This is a genomic window from Paenibacillus vietnamensis (genome assembly GCF_020169515.1).
Classification (GTDB): domain Bacteria; phylum Bacillota; class Bacilli; order Paenibacillales; family Paenibacillaceae; genus Pristimantibacillus; species Pristimantibacillus vietnamensis.
In genome coordinates this window covers 1-25,442 of the sequence record NZ_JAHMHW010000003.1, presented here as the reverse complement: position 1 = coordinate 25,442, position 25,442 = coordinate 1, and the positions used below count along the sequence as shown (strand labels likewise).

Genomic DNA, 25,442 nt, shown 5'->3' with positions numbered 1-25,442 from the left:
CAACTTATTCAGAATGGTTTCCCGTCCATCCGAAACTCAGTGGGGTACTTGCCGAACAGATCCCTGAACAGCTTGCTGAAGTACTTGTCATCCTCGAAGCCGACGGACATGGCGATCTCATAGACCGGGGTATCGCTCTCCAACAGATAATCCTTGGCCCGTTTCATCCGCATCATGCGCAGCACGTCCTTGAAAGGCTGTCCGGTGAAACGGGAGAAGCATTGGCTGAAGTAGCTGCGGCTCATGTTCACATGTTCGGCTACATCGGCCTGGTTTATCTTATCGTATGCATGGAGTCTCATATAGATCATGGCCCGGATCAAGCATAGGATGACCTCTTTGGATAGGGACATATCCAGCATCCGTCGCTTCGCAAGATCCGAGATCCGTCTAAGCCAGACCATCCAATCCGACCAATTCCGACACGAGCGGGAGGCTTCGAGCAGATGCTCCGCTTCCGTCTGGTCGAATAAGCTGCCTTTCCAATCTCTGCACAGGGCTTCGCCGAACGCCAACAGCAGGTCTGCTCCAGGACGGCGTTCCTCCACCTCGCCGATCAGGCGGCTCCAATCCTCTGTGCAGAAGGCCCAGCGCAGGTCCTGATGCCGGTTCAGCCACTCCTCCTCCGAAGCCGAGTCATTCCCGGAACGGGAGGGGGAAGAGTCGATCAGCTTCCCGTAGGCCAATTGGGCCAATGTTCCGGACTGGCTGTGATAGAACAGGGCGTTCTTCAGATGCAGCCGCACCGTCTCCTTGACCTCTTCCAGGGGAACATCTTGGAGACCCGTAATCAGCGTAATCTCCCACCGTGCTCTTATCGTACGGGTCAGCTCCCTAACCAATCCGTCCGATGGCATGGGATGGACCAGCGGCACTATGCCACCCTCCTCCCACTCGAAGAACGGATTGTTCCGTACGGGAGACAGAGCGAACAACTCACTCTTCTCTGATTCCGGCAGCAAGGGACGGAAGACCAGGGCGGAGGAGGCCGGCATGATCCTTCCGGCGGAACCGTTTGAAGTGCTCGCCCGAATGGCTTCCTCCCAACGGTACCGTTCGATGATTCGGGCGATGGTGTCGTCCGCATTTTCCATTTCCAATAGCGTCTTCACGATGTAATCGATCACACCGAGCCGCAGAGCTTCTTGAATATAATCGAATTCATGATGACAGGTCAGTACGACTGAGCGAACATGGGGGAATTGCAGCCGGGTCTGCCGGATCAACTCCAGGCCGGACATTCCGGGCATTGTGATATCCGTGAACAGCAGGTCGACCGGCGTGGACCGGAGTAGCTTCAATGCGGAGGGACCGTCTGCTGCTTCCCCAACGATGGCAATGCCTAAGGCCGACCAGTTGATCATGGAGATTAACCCTTTGCGAACCAGCTTCTCGTCATCCACTATAACGGCTTTAATCATCGAATTCCTCCATCCTTCTTATGGGTATCTGAATGGTAATGACCGTTCCGACATTCTGCTCGCTCACTATGCCAAGCTTCATCTGATCGCCATAATAACGCTTCAACATCCGATGCACATAGGACAGTCCGATGCCCAATCCCCGCTTCCTGCCCGCTTCATCATCCGTAAGGAGCCGATCCGCCGTCTCCTGATCCATCCCCGTTCCGTTGTCCTCCACCCGGAGCGTCACCCAACTATCGTCTTTGATCCGGATCGTGACAGCGACCTTTCCGCCCTGGTCACCGGTCCCATGATAGATAGCGTTCTCCACCAACGGCTGCAGGAGGAACCGGGGAACCGCCACATGAAGGGCTTCGTCATCCGAGTCCAGCGAGTAATGGAATTCACAATCATACCGTATGCGCTGCAGATCCATATAGTTGCGCAACGCGTCGATTTCGTCGGCTACAGTAACGATCAGGCTTTTTTTGCCGAGGTTGTAGTGAAGGACCTTGATCAAGAGAGTGACCAGCTTGTCGATGTCCTGCTGGCCATTCATCCGGGCCAGCCATTGGACCGTATTCAAGGTATTGTGAAGAAAGTGGGGATTGATCTGACTAAGCAGCTTTTCCACCTCGAACCGGCCCTTCTCCTTCTCGTTGGTTTCCACCGTGTGAATCATTCGGTTGATCTGATCCTTCATCTCCTGGAAGTTCTCGAGGACGAAGTTGAACTCCTGGACATTCGTGTACGAGACCTGACTGGAGCGGTTCTCGACCATGCGGACGATCTCCACATTGACCTTACGCAGTGGCCGGTTTATGTGTCTCCAGATAAGCCAGGCCAACAGCACAGCGAAGACCAGGGTGGACAGAGCCACAAGGATCATGTTCCTAAGCCAGTCCACAATTTCGCTGTTGAAGGTGGAATTATGGACAACTCCAATAAGCTGCCAGCCTTGGCTGCTGGCGTAGCGGAACAAATGGCGGGACGAGAGGAACTGGTAGTCACCGATTTTATTTTGACTGATGGCATCTCTTATATTCTGAGGCAGCTCCGGGTCCTCAACATAGACTGTCTGATTGTTCCCGTTGACAAGGACATGCGATACCTTCATGCCGTAAGATTGCTTGTTCAAAATATTATCTATAAGACTGTAATGGGTCTCCATATAGATGAACAAGGGACGGTTGCCTGGATCGCTGACGGCGCGCATAGCAGATAGGACCAAGCTGCTCCTGCTGCCGTATTGGGTCGGATGGGGGCCGAAATAATCCGCCCCGTTGTAACGGATGAATTCAGGCAGTGTACTGCTGCTGAAGGTCTTGCCGATGTTCAGATTGGTGAAGAGAACCGACTCGGCATTCCCGGGCTCCCCAAGCTCCAGATAGGCGGTCAAGCCCAGATAAGGGTTGGTGAAGGTGGCCAGATTCATCTTCTCCTTAATGGAGGCCATAATTTGGGCTTTGTTATAAAGCTGGTTATCCTTCAATGACAGATAGTCCGATACCTCGTTCGAGATCTGATCGTCCAGCGCAAACTGCTTGGATGCTAAATCCAGGTTGATGACAGCGTTTTCGAGGTTGGCGGCCTCCTGCATCAGGGTAGCGCTGATTCCGCCTTTGATCTTGTTCGAGAGAATAGAATATATGGAAGAGTAGGTAAGGATACCGACAAGAACGAGCGGAAGAAGGCAGCCGAGCATCAGGTAGATGACAAGGGTACGCCGCAGTGATCGTACGGCTATGCGACCGTGTTTGACGGGATATCCGGGCATCTTATGCATCTACTCACTTTCGGGAATCATAGGAGAATGCTTCATTGTAAGCGTATTAAATTATAACATTAGATGGAGTGCGTATTCAATGAAAAGGATATTCCTACGATAGCTTTACTCGGTTTCTTTGATGCTGAAAGGGTAGAAAACGGTTGCTCAAGGTAAGAATTTTGTTTGATAACCTCCATCCAAAGCTCTAAATGTCGAAACAACCCTCACTCCTAGCTAGATTGTTTATTCCGCTATTCTAAAGAAGAATAATAATCGGCTAATTATAAGAACTCCCTAACGGGAGTCTGGGTAGGGGAGGGTGACATTATGAAGATCGTTAATTTGGAATGGTTTACGAAGGACGAGGCTTTCCCATTCTTTATCCAATACGGCGGGCACGACGAGGACACAGACCTACACAAGCATAACGGCTTCACTGAAATGGTGATTGTGTTAGAAGGGAATGCCACGCATATCGTCAATAGCGAAAGCTTCTTCATTAAGAAGGGCGATGTAATTGTCTTGAATGAAGGGACCGGCCATGCATACAAGAATCCGAATAATTTTAAGATTTGCAATATTATGTACCGTCACGATATACTGCCGTCAGCCGCTCAGGATTTGCGGACTTCAAGTGAATATCGCATTTTGCATGCTTATAGCAGCAAGCTAAGTTTATCCATTTCCAGCTTTAAATATGTCTTATCGCTGATCTCAGCCATGATCGATGAACATAAGAGGAAGCTTAAGGGGTACCAGGCAATGCTGATTTCTCAATTTTTGTCGCTTGTGGTCAATTTGTCCAGACAGTATGACATTACGGAGAAGGGGATGACGAGAAATCAGATGTATCTGACGAATGTGATCTCCTATATCGAAGATCATTATAACGAGCCGCTTACTATCGAGAAGATCGCAGCCCAAACGGACATTTCGGCCCGGCACTTGAACAGGATCTTCCAAACCTATTATCAAATGACGCCGATTTCTTATCTGCAGACGATCCGATTGGAGCGCGCATGTTCGTTATTAACTCAGACTGACCTCTCCATTTCGGAGATATCCGGCGAATGCGGGTTTAACGACAGTAATTATTTCACCCGTCAGTTTACTCGTGCTTATGGGCAATCACCCAAGGCTTACAGATTGAGCCGGATATCTTATCAACACGAAAGAAACGGACGAAGGGTGGTACTGTAATAGTAAATATGATGTGAATACTCCCGCATCACAAACTTAAAGGACAGCCTGCCTTGATCGAAAACCTGTCAAAAACTAATAATAGCGGTGCTAGGGAGACTATCCTTGCACCGCTATTCTCATTTTTTGATCTTGCGTGTCCGATTCATACTATTTCCTGACATGAAAATTAAGGTTTACTATCAAGTAGTATAATATAATCAATCTTGCAAGTATAAATGTATGCGCTTTCACGAAACCAAGATTAAAAAAGGAGACTATAAAGATGAGAACAGAGAAAAAGCCGCTTCGCATCATCAAACAAATCATTTCCTTATGTATGTCCGTTTCACTGGTGCTGATGCTGTGCGCGCTTCCCGCCACAGCTGCCGACGAGGATCCTTATCTGCCTCCCGGTGGCGCGGATTGGAACAAGCTAAAGGATCTCGTGATCAATGATTATGGATATGGCCACGGCAACGAGACAACCGATGAAACTTATTTGGGCAAGGCGGCGAAGAAGTTTGCCAACACTGAATCCTGGGGGGCCAGCTATATTCTCAACGGTTGGCAAACCTTGGATATGAGTCCGTATTACGAAAATGGCACATTGGAGTTTGATGCGGTCGGAGCGGTCAGTGGCGAAACCTTCTCCGTGGGCTTCTTGGACGTTGTTACGGAAAGGATGGTAGGCGGAGAGTTTTATAAGGATAATGATGAGCATCCGCATCAAACCTCTGAGGAAACTTACATTTCCATTCCGGAGAGCCTTACGACTGGGTGGAAGCATTATTCCATTCCGTTGAAGAGCATCATGAATGTCAATAGCATTTTCGACGAATCCAGCGTGCAATTGCTGAGATTTAAAGGGGATAACTTCCCGGCGACATTATGGCTCAGCAACATCGTCATCAAGTCGCCGGACAATGCGGCAAGTTACGCCCCGATCAAGGTCAATCAGGTCGGTTATATTCTGGGCGGCGAGAAATACGCGCTGGTGAGCGGCTATTACAACGAGCTGACCGCAATGCCCGGAACTCCTTTTCAGGTGAGAAAAGCATCGGATAGGAGCATTGCCTACTCCGGCGAACTATCCTTGGTCTCAGCGTATGATGCGCCCTCCGGGGAGAAGGTGCTGAAGGCGGACTTCTCCGGCTTAACCGCATCAGGCGAATATATGCTGACTGTTGATGGGGTCTCGGAGCCTTCTGTTTCCTTCCAGATCGGCGATGGCAGCATTTACAGTACTCTCTTGAAAGATGTGCAGAAGTTCTTCTACTTCCAGCGCGCAAATGAAGATCTATTAGCGGAACACGCAGGGATTTTCGCCAGGACCGGCGATCGAAAGGAAGATCAGAACCTTCCGTTCTCATCCAATCCGTCGGTCACGAAGGATGTTTCCGGCGGATGGTGGGATGCCGGCGACTTGGGTAAATATGTGACAGTGGGAGCGACAGCCATCTCCGATCTCCTCTGGGCATACGAGAGCTTTCCAGGCCAATTCCAGGACCATTCGCTCAATATCCCGGAAAGCGGAAACGGCATCCCGGATCTGCTTGACGAGGTCATGGTTGAAACGGATTTTATACTTAAAATGCAGGACGAGGCCACAGGAGGCTTCTATGCTTTCGTCAATCGAGAGCATTCACCTGATCGCTATATCGAGGATGGAACGGCAAATAATAGACTCATACCGACGTTCCACACCGGCGCTGCAGTTGGCGCTCTGGCTCATGCGTATATCGTCATGAAGGATGTTCCGGGGCTGGAGGCATACGCCGATACGTTAAAGGCTGCGGCTCTACGCGGATGGGAGTATCTGGAGCAGCATCCGGAATTCATCCCGCAGCCGGATGGTCCCTATAACTCCAGCAGCGATGCGAACGATCGCTTCTATGCGGCGGCGACGCTGTACCGGGCAACTGGAGGGCAAGTGTATAACGATTACGTTGTCGCTCATTATTTGGAGTACAGTTCTATTTTCGAGGATGAAGCGTTCTCGCACAATATCGGCTCCTTGCATAGAATGGGATTCTACCATTATATGATGGGGAATCAGCCGAACGCCGCAGTCAAGACATGGTTTACCGATAAATTCGTACAATGGCGTGACATTCTCATCAACGCCAATAGGAATAAAACGGTGTGGGGGAATGCAACCCAGGATGATTTTTATTGGGGAGCGAACTCCAATAATGCCGGCGTTCCGGTTGGCCTCGCGATCGGCAGCCGCCTTCTCGGTCTGTTTAATGAGGATGATCTTAAGATAGCCGCTGACAATCTGAACTATCTGCTTGGAATTAATCCGCTTCAGTTGAGCTATATTACCGGGCACGGAGAACGTCGTGTGGCAAAAACGATTCATGAAATTTATAACGGAGACTTTAACTTGGAGATGCCTAGCGGTTACATGCCTGGCGGTCCGAACAACAACGGACGCTATACCTTCAGCGGCAAGGCTTACAACAGTTCTTCTATCGACTGGGAAACGAATGAGCAAGCCTTGAATTACAACTCGCCCCTAACCTTCTTGGTTGCGATGTTGTCCCACTCGAATGGAACAGCCATTCAGCTTGAAGCCGAACAAGCGGAGCTGTCTGGCGGGGTTAAGGTGAATACCAATCATCCAGGATACACGGGCAGCGGCTTTCTGGATGGATTCTGGAACTTTGGAGGGAAAGCGACTTTTACCGTTAACGTTCCGGCTGCAGGGAACTACAAAGTAACCGCACGTTACGGCAATGCCGCTTTCAACCCGGCTTCAGTGAGTCTTATTGTGAATGGAACGAAAATCAAGCAGACAAGCTTGCCTTTGCTTGCGAACTGGGATACATGGAGCAATCAAACGGAAACGGTGACATTAAATGCAGGCGTCAATACGATCGCTTATCAATATGACAATGGCGATACGGGAATCATTAACCTTGACCATATTCGGGTTTCTCCTGCGCCAATTGAAGCGGAAACGGCGACTAGGCTGGGATTCGCTTCTGTCTACAATGACTCCTCAGCGTCAGGCGGTCAAGCGGTTGAGTATCTTCATGTGAATGGCAATGCCATTCAGTTCAACAATGTTCCTGCTGCAACCAGCCTTACTGTGAAATATGCTTCCATTAACTCGGGTACGTATAGTATGTACGTGAATGTGGTTAAGACAAAGACCATCAACTTCACCGGGAATGGCCGGTGGAATGGTGCCTACACTAGCGTGACCGTACCGGTTAATATCCCTGCAGGCGCGACATTGAAGCTCCAGCATGATGCCGGAGATTCGGGCTGGAATGTAGACTCTATTATTTTGCAGTAATCTATTGGATCTTAGCGGTTGTAACGGCAACCATCATATTTATAGATAACGCTGGCATCCTGCTAGATAATTGTGCCGTCGTGGTTTTTTACCAAAAATACGCAGGGGCCCTTATATGTCGTTTTCTTACTGTTTTTTTGACCTGAAAATCAAGGTTTATAATCAAGCTGTGTCATATAATCATTTTGAAGACTAAATGGATACGCTTTCACAAATTAAAACAGTTAAAAAAGGAGACTAGCTTGATGAAAACAAGGAAAAAGTCGCGTGGATTCACCAAATCAATTATTTCTTTATTGGTGTCCATTTCGCTTCTGTTGACCTACGCGTTTCCCGTTGCAGCTGATGACAACGATCCGTTTCTCCCTCCCGGAGGCGCGGACTGGAACAAGCTGAAGGAACTCGCGATCAATGATTTCGCATGGAATTACGGCAGTACGGTAACCGATGTAACCTACCAGAGCAAGGCAGCGAGGAAAATCACTGTCGATAGCTCTTGGGGAGTCAATTATATCTTAAACGGTTGGCAGACGTTGGATATAAGCCCGTACGAAAATGGCACATTAGAGTTCGATGCGGTCGGAGCGGTTGGCGGCGAAACCTTCTCCGTGGGATTTGTTGATGTCGTTACGGAGCGGCTGGTCGACGGAGAGTTTTTTATGGATAACGATGAGCATCCGCATCAAACCTCTGTGACTGCATCGATTCCGGTAGGAGAGGAACTTACAACAGAATGGAAACATTATTCTGTTCCGCTAAAGGATATCTTTGATTCCAACAGCATTTTCAGTAGTTCCAGTGTGCAGATGCTGAACTTCACCGGAGATGAAAATCCGAAATCGTTCTGGATCAGCAATATTGCCATCAAATCGCCGGATAAGGCGGCAAGCTATGCTCCGATCAAAGTGAATCAGGTCGGTTATATTGTTGATGGCGAGAAATACGCTCTGGTGAGCGGTTATTACGATGAGCTGGCCGCTATACCTGGCACACCTTTTCAGGTGAAAAAGGCATCGGATATGAGCGTCGCTCACTCTGGCGAACTATCCTTGGTCTCAGCGTATGATGCCTCCTCCGGGGAGAAGGTGCTGAAGGCGGACTTCTCCGGCCTGAACGAACCGGGCGAATATGTGCTGACTGTGGATGGGGTCGATGAACCTTCCGTTGCCTTCCGGATCGGCGATGGCAGCATTTATAGCACTCTATTGAAAGATGTGCAGAAGTTCTTCTACTTCCAGCGCGCCAATGAAGATCTATTAGCGGAACACGCAGGGATTTTCGCCAGGACCGGCGATCGAAAGGAAGATCAGAACCTTCCGTTCTCATCCAATCCGTCGGTCACGAAGGATGTTTCTGGCGGATGGTGGGATGCTGGCGACATGGGTAAATATGTCACAGTAGGAGCGACAGCCATCTCTGATCTCCTCTGGGCATACGAGAGCTTTCCGAGCCAATTCCTGGATCATTCGATGAATATTCCGGAAAGTGGAAACGGCATCCCGGATCTGCTGGACGAGATCAAGGTTGAAACGGATTTTATTCTTAAAATGCAGGACGAGGCCACAGGAGGCTTCTATGCTTTCGTCAATCGGGAGCATTTACCTGATCGCTATATCATGGATGGAACTGCAGATAATAGACTCATACCGACGTTCCACACCGGCGCTGCAGTTGGGGCTCTGGCTCATGCGTATATCGTCATGAAGGATTTCCCTGAGTTGATGGATTATGCCGAGACAATGAAGGCCGCCGCTATCCGCGGATGGGAGTATCTGGAGGAGCATCCGGAGTTCATCCCGCAGCCGGATGGCCCGTACAACTCTAGCAGCGATGAGAACGACCGCTTCTATGCGGCAGCGACGCTGTACCGGGCAACCGGAGAGCAAGTGTATAACGATTACGTCGTCGCCAATTACTTGAAATTCGCTCCTATTTTCGAGAGCGAAACGTTCTCGCACAATATCGGCTCCTTGCATAGGATGGGATTCTACCATTACATGACAGGGGAGCAACCGAACGCAGCAGTCAAGACATGGTTCACTGATAAATTTGGACAATGGCGTGACATTATCATCAATGCCAATAGGAATAAATCGGTGTGGGGGAATTCCACCCTGGATGGATTTTATTGGGGAGCGAACTCCAATAATGCTGGCATTCCAGTTGGTCTCGCGATCGGCAGCCGCCTTCTGGGATTGTATAATGAAGATGACCGAAAGGTAGCAAGCGGCAATCTGAACTATCTGCTTGGGATAAACCCGCTGCAGATGAGCTATATTACCGGTCACGGGGAGCGCCGTGTGACAAGAACCATCCATGAAGTTTACAATGGCGACAATCTCTTGGATATGCCGAACGGTTACATGCCTGGCGGTCCGAACAACAACGGTCGTTATACCTTCAGCGGCAAGGCTTACAACGGTTCCTCTATCGACTGGGAAACCAATGAGCAAGCCTTGAATTACAACTCGCCTCTGACGTACTTGGTAGCGTTGTTGTCTGAATCTGATGAAACGCCAATGCAGTCCTATGTCAATGCGATGCAGCCCGGATGGAATCTGGGGAACACGTTAGAGGCAATCGGAACTGATTTCGAGTCTGCCTGGGGCAATCCGCGCGTAACCAGGGAATTCCTCCAGGAAATTAAAGCGCAAGGCTTCAAGAGCATTCGTATTCCTGTTGCGTGGAATCAGCGGATGAGTGCCGGCCCTGACTATACGATTGATCCGGCGTTCCTGGATCGCGTTGAAGAAGTGGTCGACATGGCGCTCGATGAGGGTCTTTATGTTATGCTCAATATTCACGACGTATGGCAGTGGATGAGGCCGACGATGGCTGCGCAGCATGATGCGGTGATGGAACAATTCGAAGCCGCATGGACGCAAATCGCCGACCGCTTCAAGAATCATGACACCAAATTAATGTTCGAGAGCGCCAATGAGCCGGAATATTATGACGTTGATGAAGAGACGGAGTTGGAGTGGCTTAATGAAGTCAATAAGGCCTTCTTCCACATTGTAAGAGAGTCCGGCGGCAATAATGGGCTTCGTCCGCTTGTACTTCCGACGTTGTATACGAATCACGGCCAGGTTTATGTGGATTCTCTTGCAGCCACGATAGAAAATTTGAACGACCCGAATATAATCACTACCGTTCATTATTACGGCTTCTGGCCGTTTGCCGTAAACATCGCGGGCTTCACAACGTTTAATGCCGAAACGAAAAACGATATCGATACAATGGTCAACAATGTCTATAATACTTTCGTATCAAAGGGTATTCCCGTTGTCATAGGCGAATATGGAATACTCGGTCACGATAAGAACAGAGAAACCGTCGAGCGCGGAGAGATGCTCAAGTATTTCGAATACTTCCTCCACGCTACGCAGGCGAAGGGCATTGCGACGATGTGGTGGGATAACGGCTCGTACTTTAACCGTACAACCAATGAGTGGAGAGACCAGGAGCTATACAACATCATCATGCACAGCCTGGCAGGCCGTACTTCAACGACGTCTTTCGATCAGATATTCATCAAGAGCGACGAGGAAGTCGGCGACCAATCGATCACTTTGAACCTGAACGGGAACAGCTTTGTCTTGCTTAAGAATGGCGATCAAACACTGGTTCCCGGCACGGACTATACCGTTGACGGAAACGTGTTAACCCTTAAAGCAAGCTATCTATCTGGTTTTGCTACAGGCGAGTTCGGCCAAAAAGCGGTATTGTCGGCTCATTTCAGTTCGGGTCCCGCTTGGAACTCGTACGTCATATATTATAATACACCGACATTGTCCAGCGTTTCCGGTACAATAACCCCACAAGGCTTTGATATTCCTGCAGCCTTCAACGGCGATCGAATCGCTACGATGGAGGCTAAATACGCCGAAGGCGGCAATGCCGGTCCGCATAATTGGACTTCGTATAAAGAAATTTATGATGCATACAGCCCTAACTACGCCAATGGAAGTATCAGGCTTGCATCGAAATTCTTCTCGGAAACGAATGACGGAGTTGTGAACTTGACGTTCCACTTCTGGAGCGGCAAGGTGGTCACGTACTCGATTACCAAGAACGGCACAAGCGTTACAGGCACAGGCACTGTCACAGATCCAGGTCCAGGTCCAGGCCCGGGCGCTGGTTCCGGCGACCAACAGAATGACAAGCCAGTCGTTACCGATAATGCTATCCTCGTCAAAGCCCGCATGGACGAAAGCAAGGATGCGGCTGTCTCGACGGTCGATGCCGACAGCTTGAATAAAGCGAAGGAGCAAGCCGCAGCATCGGGCACAAATGGCGCAAAAACCGTCGTGATCGAGATTTCTGAAGTGATGCAAAAAGCTATGCGTTGGAGCTCCCAACCGGCGCGCTGCAGGATTCAAAATCGAAAATCACCTACGAAGTTGTAACATCGGTAGGCAAAATGACGATTCCAAGCGGCATGCTCTCTAAAACCGACGTTAACACCGAAACGGTTTCGGTAAGCATTGGCAAAGCGGACGTAAGCGCCTTGAATGCCAAAATGCAAAAGAAAATCGGCGATCGGCTTGCCCTTGAGCTGAATGTGCAGTCCAACGGGGAGAATCTTTCATGGAAAAATCAGGAAGCCCCGGTTACGATAACAACACCGTATACGCCTCCCGCCGAGGAGCTTAAGCATCCGGATAAGATCGTCGTGTGGTACATCGATGAGAAAGGCGAAGCCCATGCAATCAAGAATGGGAAATATGATCCGGCAACCGGTCAAGTGACATTTTCGACTACACATTTTAGCGTATTCGCATTGGCGTTCGTAAACAAGACCTTCGCGGACATTGAAGGGGTGGCATGGGCGCAATCCGATATTGAAGCAATGGCCGCAAGGGAAATTATTAATGGAATGGACGATAACCATTTCAAGCCTCAACTTGATATTAAGCGCTCGGATTATTTGCTGATGCTGATGCGCGCCCTGGAGCTGGATAACGCTGCAGAGGGCCAACAGGCAACAGCGGAGGCATTCGTAGATACGAATACGGAGTCGTATTACAGCGAAGCGCTTGCGATGGCGAAAGCGCTTGGGATCGTGAAAGGCGACCTGAACAATCGGTTCCGCCCGAATGATTCGATATCGCGCCAGGATGCGATCGTAATGGCGCAACGGGCAATGGCTGCAGCAGGTATTGAATTGCCGCCGGGCGATGCGGCAAATGCGCAATTCCGCGATAGTCAGGACATTTCATCCTATGCTGCGGATAGCGTCGCAGCATTGGCGGCAACGGGCGTGATCCGCGGGAATGACGGCTCGCTTCATCCAAAGCAGCTGCTGACACGCGCGCAAGCTGCAGTTATGATACACAGATTAATGAACTAGGCTGCATTTCCCTAAACGTTATACCTCCGACCGGAATGGTTCGGAGGTATTTCTTGTTAGACGAAGGGGCTGTCCCAAAAGTAGGCTAACTCTACTTTTGGGATAGCCCCTTATTGCGTAGGGAGGAAACGTCCCGTTCTCCCTTGCTATCCACGGCTAGCCATCCTATGAATGATGTTATGAAGAGCCGTATGCGTAAATTGCGCCCGTACGTGAAAGCTTTTGAAAACGCATGTTTTGATATGATTTTAGGTCGATTTTAGCGGATACAATAGAATGGTCTCTATCGTTTATGATAAGTGTACAGATAAGAGAGTGTAGACGATCACATCTAAAGAGGAAGCATGCGAAGCTAGGAGGAGCATTGATGAAACCGCTAACAGAAGGTCCGCAGAAAGCAAGGATAACGCTCAATAGGAACCGGTTCTGGTTCAAAGCATTCCAGCAGCGTTATTTGTACATGATGTCACTTCCATTCGTCATATGGATTTTTATTTTCAGTTATGTACCTGTATGGGGCTGGCTTACCGCTTTTCAAAATTACAAGCCGAAAGATTCCATTTTCGATCAGAAATGGGTCGGCTTTGATAATTTCATAGAATTATTCCAAGATGAAAGATTTTATATTGTTTTGCGAAATACGCTGGTCATGAGTACGATGGGACTAATTGTAGGCTTCACGGTTCCTGTTATATTTGCATTATTGATAAATGAGATGAAAGGTCAGCTTTTCAAACGGTCGGTTCAAACGATTTCGTATTTGCCTCACTTTGTTTCATGGGTTGTCGTAGCCGGACTCGTGTATAAGATGCTTTCGACAGACGGCGGAGCGGTGAACCAATTGCTCATGTGGCTTAACATTATCGACCAGCCTATTCAGTTTATGGCTAAAGGCAATCTGTTCTGGGGAATTGTAACCGTTTCAGATTTGTGGAAGGAAATGGGCTGGAACTCGATTATTTTCCTGGCAGCGATGGCAGGCATCGATCCCGAGCTTTACGAAGCGTCAACGGTTGACGGCGCAGGCCGATTCCGCAAGATGTGGCATATCACGCTGCCTGGTATTCGTACAACCTTCATGGTGCTCTTCATCTTGTCGATTGGACACTTAATCGGTATTGGATTCGAAAAGCAGTTCTTGCTCGGCAACCCTCTGGTAACTGATTATTCTGAAGTATTAGATCTGTATGCGCTCAAGTACGGTATTCAAATGAGCCGATATTCGTACGGTACGACAATCGGTATATTTAATTCCGTAGTCAGCATCCTATTAGTGTTTATCGCCAACGGAATATATAAGAGAGTCACTAAAGAATCAGTCATATAGGAGGCGCGGCATATGCAAGGAGCTGTTCATAAAAAAATTGGCGATAAAATATTTGATATTTTCATCTATGTATTCATGACGATGGTGACTATTGTAACCTTATATCCATTTTTAAATGTACTCGCGATTTCATTTAACGATTCGGTGGATACCATACGAGGCGGTCTGACGATTTACCCGCGAGAATTTACCTTAAGAAATTATGAAACGATTTTCGGCTATGAGGGCTTGGTAACCGGCTTTAAAAATTCCGTCATTCGGACGGTAGTCGGTACGGCAATCGGGGTTGTGGCAGCGTCCATGATGGCTTACACGTTAAGCCGTCCTGATTTTCAGGCCAGAAGATGGATGTCGGTTGTGTTCGCTCTCACGATGTATTTCTCAGGCGGACTCATTCCGGGCTTCCTGTTGATGAAATACTTAGGCTTGATCGGAACCTTTTACGTTTACATCATTCCTGCACTGCTCAGCGTTTGGAACGTGTTCGTTGTCCGCTCGTATATCGACGGACTTCCGTTTGCGCTTCAAGAATCAGCGAAAATTGACGGCGCAAATGATTGGACTATATTTTGGAGAATTATTCTTCCGCTTTGTCAACCCGTATTGGCGACAATCGCATTGTTCATTGCTGTCGGACACTGGAATGCCTGGTTTGATACGTACTTGTTCAATAACAGGAATCCGGAAAATACGACGCTGCAGTACGAGCTGATGAAGGTGCTGTTATCTACGCAGACGGGCAGCGATTACCGCGACCCGAACGCACAGCAAGCGATGGCGGCGGTATCGCCTGAATCCATTAAGATGGCGATTACGATCGTCGTTACCGTACCAATCTTGCTCGTATATCCATTCCTTCAAAAATATTTTGTCAAAGGAATGACACTTGGCGCAGTAAAAAGCTAATTGGTAATAGCAGGTTTCCTGTTATATACATGCTAATCACGCACATCAAAAAGGGAGGCTTTTACGCAATGAAAAGAAAGATGCAAATGGCACTTAGTCTGATGTTGGCACTCGTATTCGTATTCGTCACAGCATGCAGCAGTTCGAATACGGAAGGCGGTAAAAACACAACGACGCCAGAAACAACAAATGCAACAAACGAGCAGCCAGCTGAGCCCATTACGATTCGCTTGGCAACCGGTAACAACCCGAACTGGGATGACATGCAATCCGATATCGGCAAATTTATTAAAGAAAAAACAGGCATTACGATTAAACCGGAATTCCCTGTCGGCGGTTCCAGCGATGACATGTTCGCACTTATGATAGCAAGTGATGAGTATCCGGATCTGGTTGTGCCAGGTGGCAGCACAAACAAAATGGTTGATGCAGGCGCTTTGCTTGACCTTCGTCCATTGATCGAAGAGCATGCTCCCAACATTAAAAAAGTTTACGGCGAATATTATAACCGTCTTAGTTATAGCAAGGATGATGACGCGATTTATACGCTTTCGCTGACCGGGGTAGGTCATACGTACTTTGATTCAGGCAGCGGATTCCAATTGCAGCACCAAGTGCTTGAAGCAGCCGGCTACCCGGAAATCAAAACCGTTAAGGATTACGAAGCTGCAATCAAAGCTTATATTGAGAAAAACCCGACAACTGCTGACGGCCAACCGAATATCGGTTTGTCTCTTAACGGCGGGGAATGGCAAATTCTGATTTCCGTAACAAACCCGGCGTTCATTGCAACCGGCGCTCCGGACAATGGCGAGTTCTTCATTAACGAAGATACTTATGAAGCAATCATGCACTACCAGCGTCCTGAAGAAAGAGAATACTTCCGTTGGCTGAATCACATGAACGATATCGGCTTGCTAGACCCGGAAAGCTTCATTCAAAAATACGATCAGTACAAAGCAAAAATCGCTTCCGGCCGCGTTCTGGGTCTTATCGACCAGCAATGGGATTACGGCCAAGCGGAGAACGCTTTGAAAGCCAAAGGCAAGTTCTCTTCGACATACGCTCGTTTCCCTGTAACATTGAACGAAACGTATCAGGATCATTCCTTCCATGGTACTGGTTACCTTCCAGCTCTCGGAATTGGGATTACAAAAGATGCTCAAGATCCGGTTCGTCTGATCAAATTCCTGGACTACCTTGCTTCCGATGAAGGCCAAGTGCTTCTAAACTGGGGGATTGAAGGCAAGCATTACAATGTGGTAGACGGCAAACGTGTCATTCCTGCTGATCTGCTGGAGCAGAAAACAAACGATAACAACACATTTACGAAAACAACGGGTATCGGCAACTATAACCTATCCGCCCGTTACGGGGACGGCGTGAAGGATCCGTCCGGAAACTACTACACGACGACATTCCCTGAGCAGATTCAAACAACTTACTCGGAAGAAGACAAAAAGACGCTGGCAGCTTACGGCGCAACGACGTACAAGGATCTGTGGCCTTCTGATGATGCGTTCCCTGAACGCAAATACGGCGCGGCATGGACGCTTCAGTTCGAGGCGAGCTCCCAGGAGAACGTTATTTTCCAGAAAGCGCAGGATATTATGAAGAAACGGATACCGGAAGCGATTCTGGCGAAGCCGGAAGATTTTGATAAAGTATACGACGCCTTCTTGAAAGATCTAGAGGATGCAGGCGTAGCAAAAATGAATGCCGAGTTAACGAAATTGATTAAGGACCGCGTTGAGCTTTGGTCGAAATAAGATTTGTATAAGTGCAAGGAAGGGAGAGAGCTCATGTTGTGGGCTCTCTTCTCTCGTTATAAATATAAACTTCCAAAGATCTGGTACGGGCATTCGTTCATACCGGTCCGCTTCCTTATGAAGCCTTGGTACTTTTTTCGTCTTCACTGAAATAATTCCAAATTTAACCAGACCAAATCATGCTATACCATGTCCGAAAAATCAAGGTTCACTATTCAACCTGTTGATAAAGTAGTTATGTAAGAAAACACCTTAGATAGGGAGGAGTGGTTGCTAATAGTTGAAAACGTTTTCATGGATCATGAACAAGGGCAAATGTCATGAGCGCAAGAAGAAAACGATTAAAGAAGGAGACTAGCTTGATGAAAGGAAGGAGAAAGTCGCGTAGATTAACCAAACAAATCATTTCCTTATGTAAGTCCGCTTCACTTCTGATGCCGACCGCCGATTTGACGGTAATTACGGCCCTTGGTTGACGACAATTCCCGGCAAGGCATTCGTAGCGGATTCGATCGGAAGCGCAGCAACGGCTGTATTTAAACCTAACTAAAACCGGGGAGGATTCAAATGAACCAAAGAATGTTTAAGAGAATGTGGATGATGCTTCTTGCCTTTATTTGTATCGGCTCTGCTTTTGCCGGGACAAACCCCTCGGCTGAAGCGGCAAGCAGCGAGGCATACACATGGAAAAGTGTCAATACGGGTGCGGGCGGCGGCTTCATATCCGGAATTATTTTTAATGCAAAGGAACAAAACCTGATCTACGCTCGGACGGATATCGGCGGCGTTTACCGCTGGAACCAGACCGATTCAAGCTGGATTCCGCTGCTTGACCATGTCGGTTGGGACGATTGGGGCAAAACGGGCGTAGACGCTCTTGCTACGGATCCGGTTGAACCGAACCGGCTTTATATTGCGGCCGGTACATACACCAACGGCTGGGAAACCAGCAACGGTTACATCATGCGGTCTACCGACAAAGGGAATACTTGGCAGGAAACGCAGCTGCCATTTAAGGTCGGCGGCAACATGCCGGGCCGTTCGATGGGCGAACGCTTGGCGATCGACCCGAACAAAAACAGCATCCTCTTCTTCGGCGCCCGCAGCGGCAACGGATTGTGGAAAAGCACGGACTATGGCGTAACGTGGAATAAAGTGACTTCCTTTACGAATACGGGAACATATGTTCAAGTGCCGGGCCACGACTACCAAGGCGATATCATGGGGCTGGCTTGGATCACGTTCGATTCGAGAACCGGGACAGCCGGAAACGCAACCCAGACCATCTATGTCGGGGTTGCCGATACCGGAAACAGCGTCTATCGCAGTACGGACGGCGGCGCAACGTGGTCGGCCGTGCCTGGGCAGCCTACCGGCTACCTGCCGCATCATGGCGTTCTGGCATCCGACGGCAACATGTATATATCCTATAGCAACGGCATTGGACCGTATGATGGCACCAAGGGCGATCTTTGGAAGTTCAATACGGCGACAGGCGTCTGGACGAACATTAGCCCGGTTCCGTCCAGCAGCCCGGATAACTCGTTCGGTTACGGCGGTCTGGCCGTCGATGCCCAAAATCCGGGTACGGTTATGGTAGCGACGCTTAATTCATGGTATCCGGATGCGATCATCTACCGCAGCAAGGACAGCGGCGCAACCTGGTCGAGAGCCTGGGATTACAACGGCGGTTATCCGAACCGCGTTAACAAGTATACGATGGATATCTCGGCTGCGCCGTGGCTGGATTGGGGGGTTACGGCTGCGCTGCCTGAAACGTCGCCGAAGCTCGGATGGATGATCGGCGATCTGGAGATTGATCCGTTCAACTCCAACCGTATGATGTACGGCACAGGCGCTACGCTTTACGGCACGAACAATCTTACGAACTGGGATACCGGCGGAACATTCAACATTTCCGTCATGGCCAAAAATATCGAAGAAACGGCCGTTATCGACCTGATCAGCCCAGGGTCCGGCGCTCCTCTTATTAGCGCTCTCGGCGACGTATCGGGCTACCGCCACAGCGACCTGACGGCCGCGCCGGCGAAAATACTGAAAAATCCGGACAGCACGTCAAGCCTGGATTTTGCCCAATTGAACAACAGCTTTATTGCACGAGTAGGCTCAGCCAATCATTCCGTAAACAGCAACGCCAAGTCGATTGCGTTGTCGACCGACGGCGGCGTGAACTGGTTCAACCCGAGCTCGGAGCCGACCGGAACGACTGGCGGCGGCATGATCGCGGTTGCGGCCAATAACAGCTCTCTTGTATGGAGCACATCGGATGTCGGCGTATACTATTCCAAGACGAACGGAAGCTCCTGGACCAAGAGCACTGTCGTTCCCAACGGCGCCAAGGTAGCGGCGGATCGCGTGAACCCGAACAAATTTTATGCGGTATCGGCAGGGAAGTTCTATGTAAGCACGGACGGAGGCGCTACGTTCACGCAGACGGCCGCAACCGGCCTTCCAGCCGAAGGCGGGCTTAACTTCAAAGCACTGCCGGGGGTTGAAGGGGATATCTGGCTTGCAGGCGGCAGCGACAATAGCGGCGTCTACGGCTTATGGCACTCCACGAACTCGGGCGCATCGTTCACGAAGCTGTCCAATGTGCAGGAAGCCGATGGCGTCGGCTTCGGAAAAGCGGCGCCTGGACAGAGTTATCCGGCGATCTATGTTTCGGCTCAGATCGATGGTGTCAGAGGCTTCTTCCGCTCGATCGACAGCGGCGCAACGTGGGTGCGAATCAACGACAACAACCATCAATACGGCCGAGCCGGGATTTCCATTACAGGCGATCCGAACCTATACGGACGCGTCTATGTCGGGACAAACGGACGAGGCATCGTATATGGCGACACGTCGGTGAGTAATCCAATCATTTCGGGCGCAACGTATACGCTGATCAATCCGAACAGCGGCAAAGCGCTGGATGTAGCTGCTAATAGCACTGCAGACGGCGCGAATGCGCATATCTGGACGGACAACAGCACAACTAATCAACAGTGGACGATCACGGATAACGGAGACAACACGTACCGATTGATCGCTGTACACAGCGGCAAAGCGCTGGACGTGAGCGGAAGCGGCACCGCCAACGGAACTAACGTGCAGCAGTGGACATACTTTGGCGGGGCGAATCAGAAGTGGAGAATCATCGCAAACGCCGACGGCACGTTCAAGCTGATCGATTCGAACAGCGGAAAGGCGTTGGATGTCAATGGAGCGGGTACGGCGAACGGGACCAACGTGCAGATTTGGACCGATACCGGCGGTTCTGCACAAAAATGGCAGTTGATCCGGAAGTAACGGTGACCGGCTAGCGAAGGACCTTGTCGGCCTGATATATGGCTGACAGGGTCCTTCTATTTGTTTCAACGGAAATCCACTGGAAGGTTGCTAGCCGAATGCGGACTGCATTCTTGGAGCGGCGCCGTGCTCGACTACAGGTTGTAGGTGAGCGGAAAGGCTAAATCATGCTACACCATGTCCAAAAAATTAAGGTTCACTATTCAACGTATTGATAAATTATTTATGTAAGAAAACAACCGGAGATAAAGAGGAGTGATTATCTAAAAATGAAAACGTTTTCATTTATTTGGTTTCAACAAGCGCAAGCGGCATGAACGCAAGTAGAAAACGAACGATTGAAGAAGGAGACTAGCTTGATGAAATCAAGAAAAAAGTCGCGTGGATTCACCAAACAAATGATGCACAAACGAAAGGAATAACATCAAATGAAAAGAATTTTTTTATTATTCTTGGCTCTCTTAATTCTTTACCCTCAATTACCGATTGTGTCTCAGACTGCATCAGCAGAGTCATTAGCCCCGTATGTTGTGAATTTCAGTACTAGTAATAATCTAACTGCAAGCAGTGATTCCACTGTTGTACCTGGAAGCACCGGTGTTGCCTCCCAGAAATTCGTCCTTTCAGGAAGTGGCTGGAACGGGGCCTTTTACACGGATTGGGCCAAACATGATGTATCCAGTTACAATACTTTGGAATTTTGGGTAAAAGGAGAAGCTGGCGACGAAGCTCTTGTCATAAATGTTAGCGATGGGACTAATAATTATTCCGCAAACATACAAACCCCGTACGATGGATCCTGGGAGCACGTTACCATTCCTCTTTCTGATATGACCGGGGTTGATTTTACACAATGGAACTCCATTACATTTACCTGTAATACAAGTACTGAAAATACTGCATTCTACATTAATAACGTTAAGTTCACATACATCGAACCGTACACTGGACCGCAAATAACAGTCTTGCCTTGGAATGGAGCACAATCAGCAATATCTCTTACCTTTGATGATGGAAGTGATTCGCAGCTTGATTATGCGGTCCCGGCTTTAGATGCAAAAGATTTGGATGCTACGTTTTTTGTAACGGAAACTGCAGTAACGGGCAGCCGAAAAGATGATTGGAAAAAGCTCCCTTTGGATGGCCATGAAATTGGAAATCATTCCAAACATCACTATCTGCCAAGTGCCAATCCAACCCAAGCACATGAAAAAACGTATGACGATACTTTAGGCTACGATGAAACAGTCGGCGCTCAAACCGTGTTAGAACAAGAACTGGACACACCGGTTAAAGCTTATGCTTATCCTTACACGAATAATGATCCATATCTCGTCAAATACCTGAGGGATCGCACATTTCGGCAAGAGGGGGATGGGGTGACGGAACTTACTTTATGAAACCATCCCACAAACCCAATTGGATGAATATCTCTTCCCATTTTTCATGGGGAGAAGGGAAATTCGATTCGGACTACAAGAACATGGTAGATAATGCAATAAGCCAAGGTGCCTGGACAGTATTTACGATACATGATGTTGGTGCTAATACTTCCTTGCCACTGAATGAGATGAATTTATTGTTTGACTATTTGGATGCCAATCGATCCAGCATCTGGATCGCTCCATACGGAACGGTGAGCAGCTACTGGAGAGCGCAGAAAACAATCGAAAAACTTACACCAAATGCGACTCCAACAGGAACCAGTTATACTTGGGATGTTCCAGCCTACTACCCTGATAATGTCAATCTAAAGGTGAAGGTGCAGGACGGGGATGGTTACCAGCTTGTGCAAAATGGTCAAGCCATTCAACCTGATGCAGATGGCAATTATACGATCTCCTTTGGCGCAGAGTCACTTGAATTGACGAATGAGCCACAATCGGACACCGTGCCGGTGACAACGCAAGCCTATGATTGGGGCAGGGTGAAGATCGTCGGCGGCGGATTCATTCCGGGCATTATTTTCAACGAGAAGGAGAAGGATCTCATCTATGCCCGCACAGACATGGGGGGCGCGTATCGCTGGGACCCAGAGAACAAGACATGGATTCAGCTGCTGGAATGGCTGAGTCTGGAAGACTGGAACCTGTCGGGCGTAGAGAGTATAGCTACCGACCCTGTCGATCCGGACCGCGTCTATATTGCGGCCGGCACCTACTCGAACGATTGGGTGCATACGAACGGCTACATCCTGCGTTCCCAGGATCGCGGGCAAACGTGGGAGATGACGGAAATGCCGTTCAAATTCGGCGGCAACATGCCCGGCCGTTCCATGGGCGAACGTCTGGCTATCGACCCGAACGATAACCGGATCCTCTATCTGGGAGCCCGCAACGGGAACGGATTGTGGAAGAGCGAGGACTATGGAGCGACATGGAATAAGGTGGAGAGCTTCACTTCGGTCGGCAACGTGAATGATAGCTACGGCGGCAATGTCGGCCCCGTATGGATCACTTTCGATCCTTCAACGGGCTCTGCGGGCAACGCAACGCAGACGATTTATGTCGGCTTGGCGGATACGCAGACGAGCATTTATAAGTCGGTCGACGGCGGCGTGACCTGGCAGCCGGTAGCGGGCCAGCCGAATCAGGGCTACCTGCCCCACCACGGAACGCTGGGTTCGAACGGTATGCTGTACGTAACGTACAACTCGGCTATTGGACCGTACGACGCCGGCACCGGCGCAGTATGGAAGCTGAATACGATGACGGGCGAGTGGACGGACATTACCCCGAGTGAAGCCGGCAATACGGAACTTCCGTACGGCGGTCTCGCCGTTGACCCTCAAAATCCCGATACGCTGATGGTTGCCTCAATGAACAAATGGTGGCCGGACCAATTCATTTATCGCAGTACAGACGGCGGGCAAACATGGAAGAACCTGTGGCAGTTCACCGAATATCCGAAGCGCGACAACCGGTATACCATCGATTATTCGATCGCGCCATGGCTTGACTGGGGCGTTCAGCGTGATCCGGAGACCGATCCGGTAACCTCGCCAACTCTTGGCTGGATGATCGGCGACCTGGAGATTGATCCGTTCAACTCCGACCGGATCATGTACGGCACCGGAGCGACGCTGTACGGCTCCGAGAACGTTACCGATTTCGACAAGGGCGAGAAAATCGGGATCTCCGTCATGGCGGACGGAATTGAAGAGACCGCGATTCTGGGCTTGATCAGTCCTCCATCCGGGGCGCCGCTCATCAGCTCGATGGGCGATATCGGTGGATTCCGTCATGAAGACCTGAATAAGGCGCCGCAAATGATCACAAATCCTTATATCGTATCAAGCACCGATCTGGACTACGCAGAGACGAATCCCAACTTGATCGTGCGCGTCGGCCATGCATCGAACCATGACGCGCGGATGGGCGTATCGACAGACAACGGCGTCACCTGGACGCCGGCAGCCAATGCCTGGGAGTCGGCGGACGGCGACAATACGAGCGGAGAATGGGTCGCGGTCAGCGCGAACGGAGATACGATCGTATGGGCTCCGGATGGCAACGGCGACCGGCCGGTAAGCTACTCTACCGACCTTGGCCAGACGTGGATACCATCAACAGGCATTCCGCAAGGCTCCGTCGTCTCTTCGGACCGTATCAATCCGGACAAATTCTACGGGTTCCATGAAGGGACGTTCTATGTCAGCACGGACGGCGGCGCCAACTTCACCGCTACGGCTGCTTCCGGATTGCCGCAAAATCTGAGCGGCAAGTTCAAGGCTGCTCCTACGGCTGAAGGCGATATCTGGCTTGCCAGCGAGAATGGACTATTCCGTTCGACGGATTCGGGAGCGAGCTTCCAGAAGCTGGCGGGCGTTGATGCGGCGGTATCCGTCGGTTTCGGCAAAGAAGCGCCAGGCAAAACGTATAAAACGATCTATGCCGGTCTGAGAGTAAACGGCGGCAAGTTCGGGTTCTACCGTTCGGAGGACGAAGGAGCGAGCTGGATCCGCATGAATGACGACCAGCACCAATTCGCGAATGCAAGAGGGACGATTACGGGCGATGGACAAGTGTACGGCCGGGTCTATATCGGAACGAATGGTATGGGTATCGTGCGCGGCGATATTAAACAGGGTGCGACAGAGCCAACGCCTAATTCGGATCCGACCGTCTCAATCACCTCGTATCAGGATGGACAGGCGATCAATCTGAACAGTCCGCAGCTTGACTGGACGTTCCTTGACGCCGACGATGCGGACGTTCAGGCCGCTTATCAGGTTCAAGCCTCCAGCAACGGCTTCGAGACGGTTGATGCGGACAGCGGCGAACTGGCGGGCGAATCCGGTTCATACACGTTGAATGGACTGGCGGACGGAAATTGGTCGATTAGGGTTCGTGTAAAGGATAATCGGGGCGCCTGGTCGGAATGGGCGTATAGAGGCTTGATCATTGATACGACTGCTCCTACCCTGAAGGTTGTTCTGGATAAGGAAACCTTGTGGCCTGCCAACAACAAGCTGGTTAAAGTAACGGCAACCGTTGAAACGGATGTTGAGCTGTCACAGGTGGAATTGCTGTCCATTACGCCGAGCATAGCCGTCGACCGCTACGAAACCATGGTACAGGAAGCCGAATTCGGCACTTTCGATGCGGAATTCAAGCTGCTGGCCAAAAAAGCGAAGGGTAAAAAACCTCTTGTCTACAGCGTTACTTATAGAGCGATAGATCAAGCGGGAAATGTAACGGAAGCATCTGCAACCGTTACGGTTCCTCATAATCAAGGAGAGAAGTAAGCTTCTTCAGAAACGGGATACCTCCGACCGGAATGGTTAGGAGGTATTTCAGGTGCAATGTCTATATCATGCTATTTCATGTCTTGAAAATCAAGGTCTACTATTAGTCGTATGTTATTATCGTTGTAATGCAGTACTCACTCGAGGAGGAGTTATATTGGGAAACGTGAGCATTCGATTCGACCGGTTTCCGGGAGGGCTTAGCAAGGCGGTCGTTCTTAGTTTTGACGATGGCCGCGAGCAAGACAGGAGGCTGGTGCAGGCTTTTAACCGATATGGCCTCAAAGGAACGTTCCATCTGAATTCCGGCAAATTCGGCCAGGAAGGATACATCAGTGCCGAAGAAGCGGCGGACTTATTTCGCGGCCACG

The 25,442-nt window shown here is 49.7% G+C and carries 13 protein-coding genes; 11 read left to right on the top strand and 2 right to left on the bottom strand.

Features of this window, described 5'->3' with window-relative positions; all coding sequences use genetic code 11:
• Positions 1–8 precede the first annotated feature (8 nt).
• Positions 9–1,421, bottom strand: coding sequence for a response regulator transcription factor (locus KP806_RS08385; RefSeq protein ID WP_224723138.1), 1,413 nt, complete (start codon positions 1,419–1,421; stop codon positions 9–11).
• Positions 1,414–3,189, bottom strand: a complete 1,776-nt coding sequence (locus KP806_RS08380) for a sensor histidine kinase (RefSeq protein ID WP_224723137.1) — start codon at positions 3,187–3,189, stop codon at positions 1,414–1,416. The genes KP806_RS08385 and KP806_RS08380 overlap by 8 nt, the downstream gene beginning before the upstream one ends.
• Positions 3,190–3,498: 309 nt before the next feature.
• Between KP806_RS08380 and KP806_RS08375 the strand changes: the two genes are divergently transcribed.
• The 11 genes from KP806_RS08375 to KP806_RS08325 form a co-directional block, all read left to right on the top strand.
• Positions 3,499–4,371 (top strand): AraC family transcriptional regulator, encoded by an 873-nt coding sequence (locus KP806_RS08375; RefSeq protein ID WP_224723136.1) that lies wholly within the window; start codon positions 3,499–3,501, stop codon positions 4,369–4,371.
• A 265-nt stretch (positions 4,372–4,636) separates the two neighbouring features.
• Entirely contained in the window at positions 4,637–7,657 is a 3,021-nt protein-coding gene (locus KP806_RS08370; protein ID WP_224723134.1) for a glycoside hydrolase family 9 protein, read from the top strand.
• 245 nt (positions 7,658–7,902) lie between these two features.
• On the top strand, positions 7,903–12,066 hold the full coding sequence (locus tag KP806_RS08365) for a glycoside hydrolase family 9 protein (protein WP_224723133.1): 4,164 nt from the start codon (positions 7,903–7,905) through the stop codon (positions 12,064–12,066).
• Positions 12,006–13,010: an S-layer homology domain-containing protein gene (locus KP806_RS08360; RefSeq protein WP_224723132.1), complete on the top strand. Its 1,005-nt coding sequence runs from the start codon at positions 12,006–12,008 to the stop codon at positions 13,008–13,010. The genes KP806_RS08365 and KP806_RS08360 overlap by 61 nt, the downstream gene beginning before the upstream one ends.
• Positions 13,011–13,377: 367 nt before the next feature.
• Positions 13,378–14,337 carry an ABC transporter permease gene (locus KP806_RS08355; protein WP_224723131.1) on the top strand — a complete coding sequence of 320 codons (960 nt, stop codon included), beginning with the start codon at positions 13,378–13,380 and terminating at the stop codon, positions 14,335–14,337.
• Between the two features lie 12 nt (positions 14,338–14,349).
• Positions 14,350–15,243, top strand: coding sequence for a carbohydrate ABC transporter permease (locus KP806_RS08350; RefSeq protein ID WP_224723130.1), 894 nt, complete (start codon positions 14,350–14,352; stop codon positions 15,241–15,243).
• Between the two features lie 68 nt (positions 15,244–15,311).
• Positions 15,312–17,012 (top strand): ABC transporter substrate-binding protein, encoded by a 1,701-nt coding sequence (locus KP806_RS08345; protein WP_224723129.1) that lies wholly within the window; start codon positions 15,312–15,314, stop codon positions 17,010–17,012.
• 567 nt (positions 17,013–17,579) lie between these two features.
• Positions 17,580–20,324, top strand: coding sequence for an RICIN domain-containing protein (locus tag KP806_RS08340; RefSeq protein WP_318153516.1), 2,745 nt, complete (start codon positions 17,580–17,582; stop codon positions 20,322–20,324).
• Between the two features lie 428 nt (positions 20,325–20,752).
• Positions 20,753–21,724 (top strand): polysaccharide deacetylase family protein, encoded by a 972-nt coding sequence (locus tag KP806_RS08335; RefSeq protein ID WP_224723128.1) that lies wholly within the window; start codon positions 20,753–20,755, stop codon positions 21,722–21,724.
• A gap of 437 nt (positions 21,725–22,161) precedes the next feature.
• A complete protein-coding gene (locus KP806_RS08330) occupies positions 22,162–25,071 on the top strand; it encodes a WD40/YVTN/BNR-like repeat-containing protein (RefSeq protein WP_397376377.1) in 2,910 nt (969 codons plus the stop codon).
• 157 nt (positions 25,072–25,228) lie between these two features.
• A partial coding sequence (locus KP806_RS08325; RefSeq protein WP_224723126.1) for a polysaccharide deacetylase family protein occupies positions 25,229–25,442 on the top strand: 214 nt, incomplete at its 3' end.

What these genes read in the sequence shown, in the direction of transcription:
- KP806_RS08385 (WP_224723138.1), bottom strand. Translation starts at nt 1,421, where the DNA reads ATGATTAAAGCCGTTATAGTGGATGACGAGAAGCTGGTTCGCAAAGGG.
- KP806_RS08340 (WP_318153516.1), top strand. Translation starts at nt 17,580, where the DNA reads ATGAACCAAAGAATGTTTAAGAGAATGTGGATGATGCTTCTTGCCTTT.
- KP806_RS08380 (WP_224723137.1), bottom strand. Translation starts at nt 3,189, where the DNA reads ATGCATAAGATGCCCGGATATCCCGTCAAACACGGTCGCATAGCCGTA.
- KP806_RS08375 (WP_224723136.1), top strand. Translation starts at nt 3,499, where the DNA reads ATGAAGATCGTTAATTTGGAATGGTTTACGAAGGACGAGGCTTTCCCA.
- KP806_RS08335 (WP_224723128.1), top strand. Translation starts at nt 20,753, where the DNA reads ATGAAAAGAATTTTTTTATTATTCTTGGCTCTCTTAATTCTTTACCCT.
- KP806_RS08365 (WP_224723133.1), top strand. Translation starts at nt 7,903, where the DNA reads ATGAAAACAAGGAAAAAGTCGCGTGGATTCACCAAATCAATTATTTCT.
- KP806_RS08345 (WP_224723129.1), top strand. Translation starts at nt 15,312, where the DNA reads ATGAAAAGAAAGATGCAAATGGCACTTAGTCTGATGTTGGCACTCGTA.
- KP806_RS08355 (WP_224723131.1), top strand. Translation starts at nt 13,378, where the DNA reads ATGAAACCGCTAACAGAAGGTCCGCAGAAAGCAAGGATAACGCTCAAT.
- KP806_RS08350 (WP_224723130.1), top strand. Translation starts at nt 14,350, where the DNA reads ATGCAAGGAGCTGTTCATAAAAAAATTGGCGATAAAATATTTGATATT.
- KP806_RS08370 (WP_224723134.1), top strand. Translation starts at nt 4,637, where the DNA reads ATGAGAACAGAGAAAAAGCCGCTTCGCATCATCAAACAAATCATTTCC.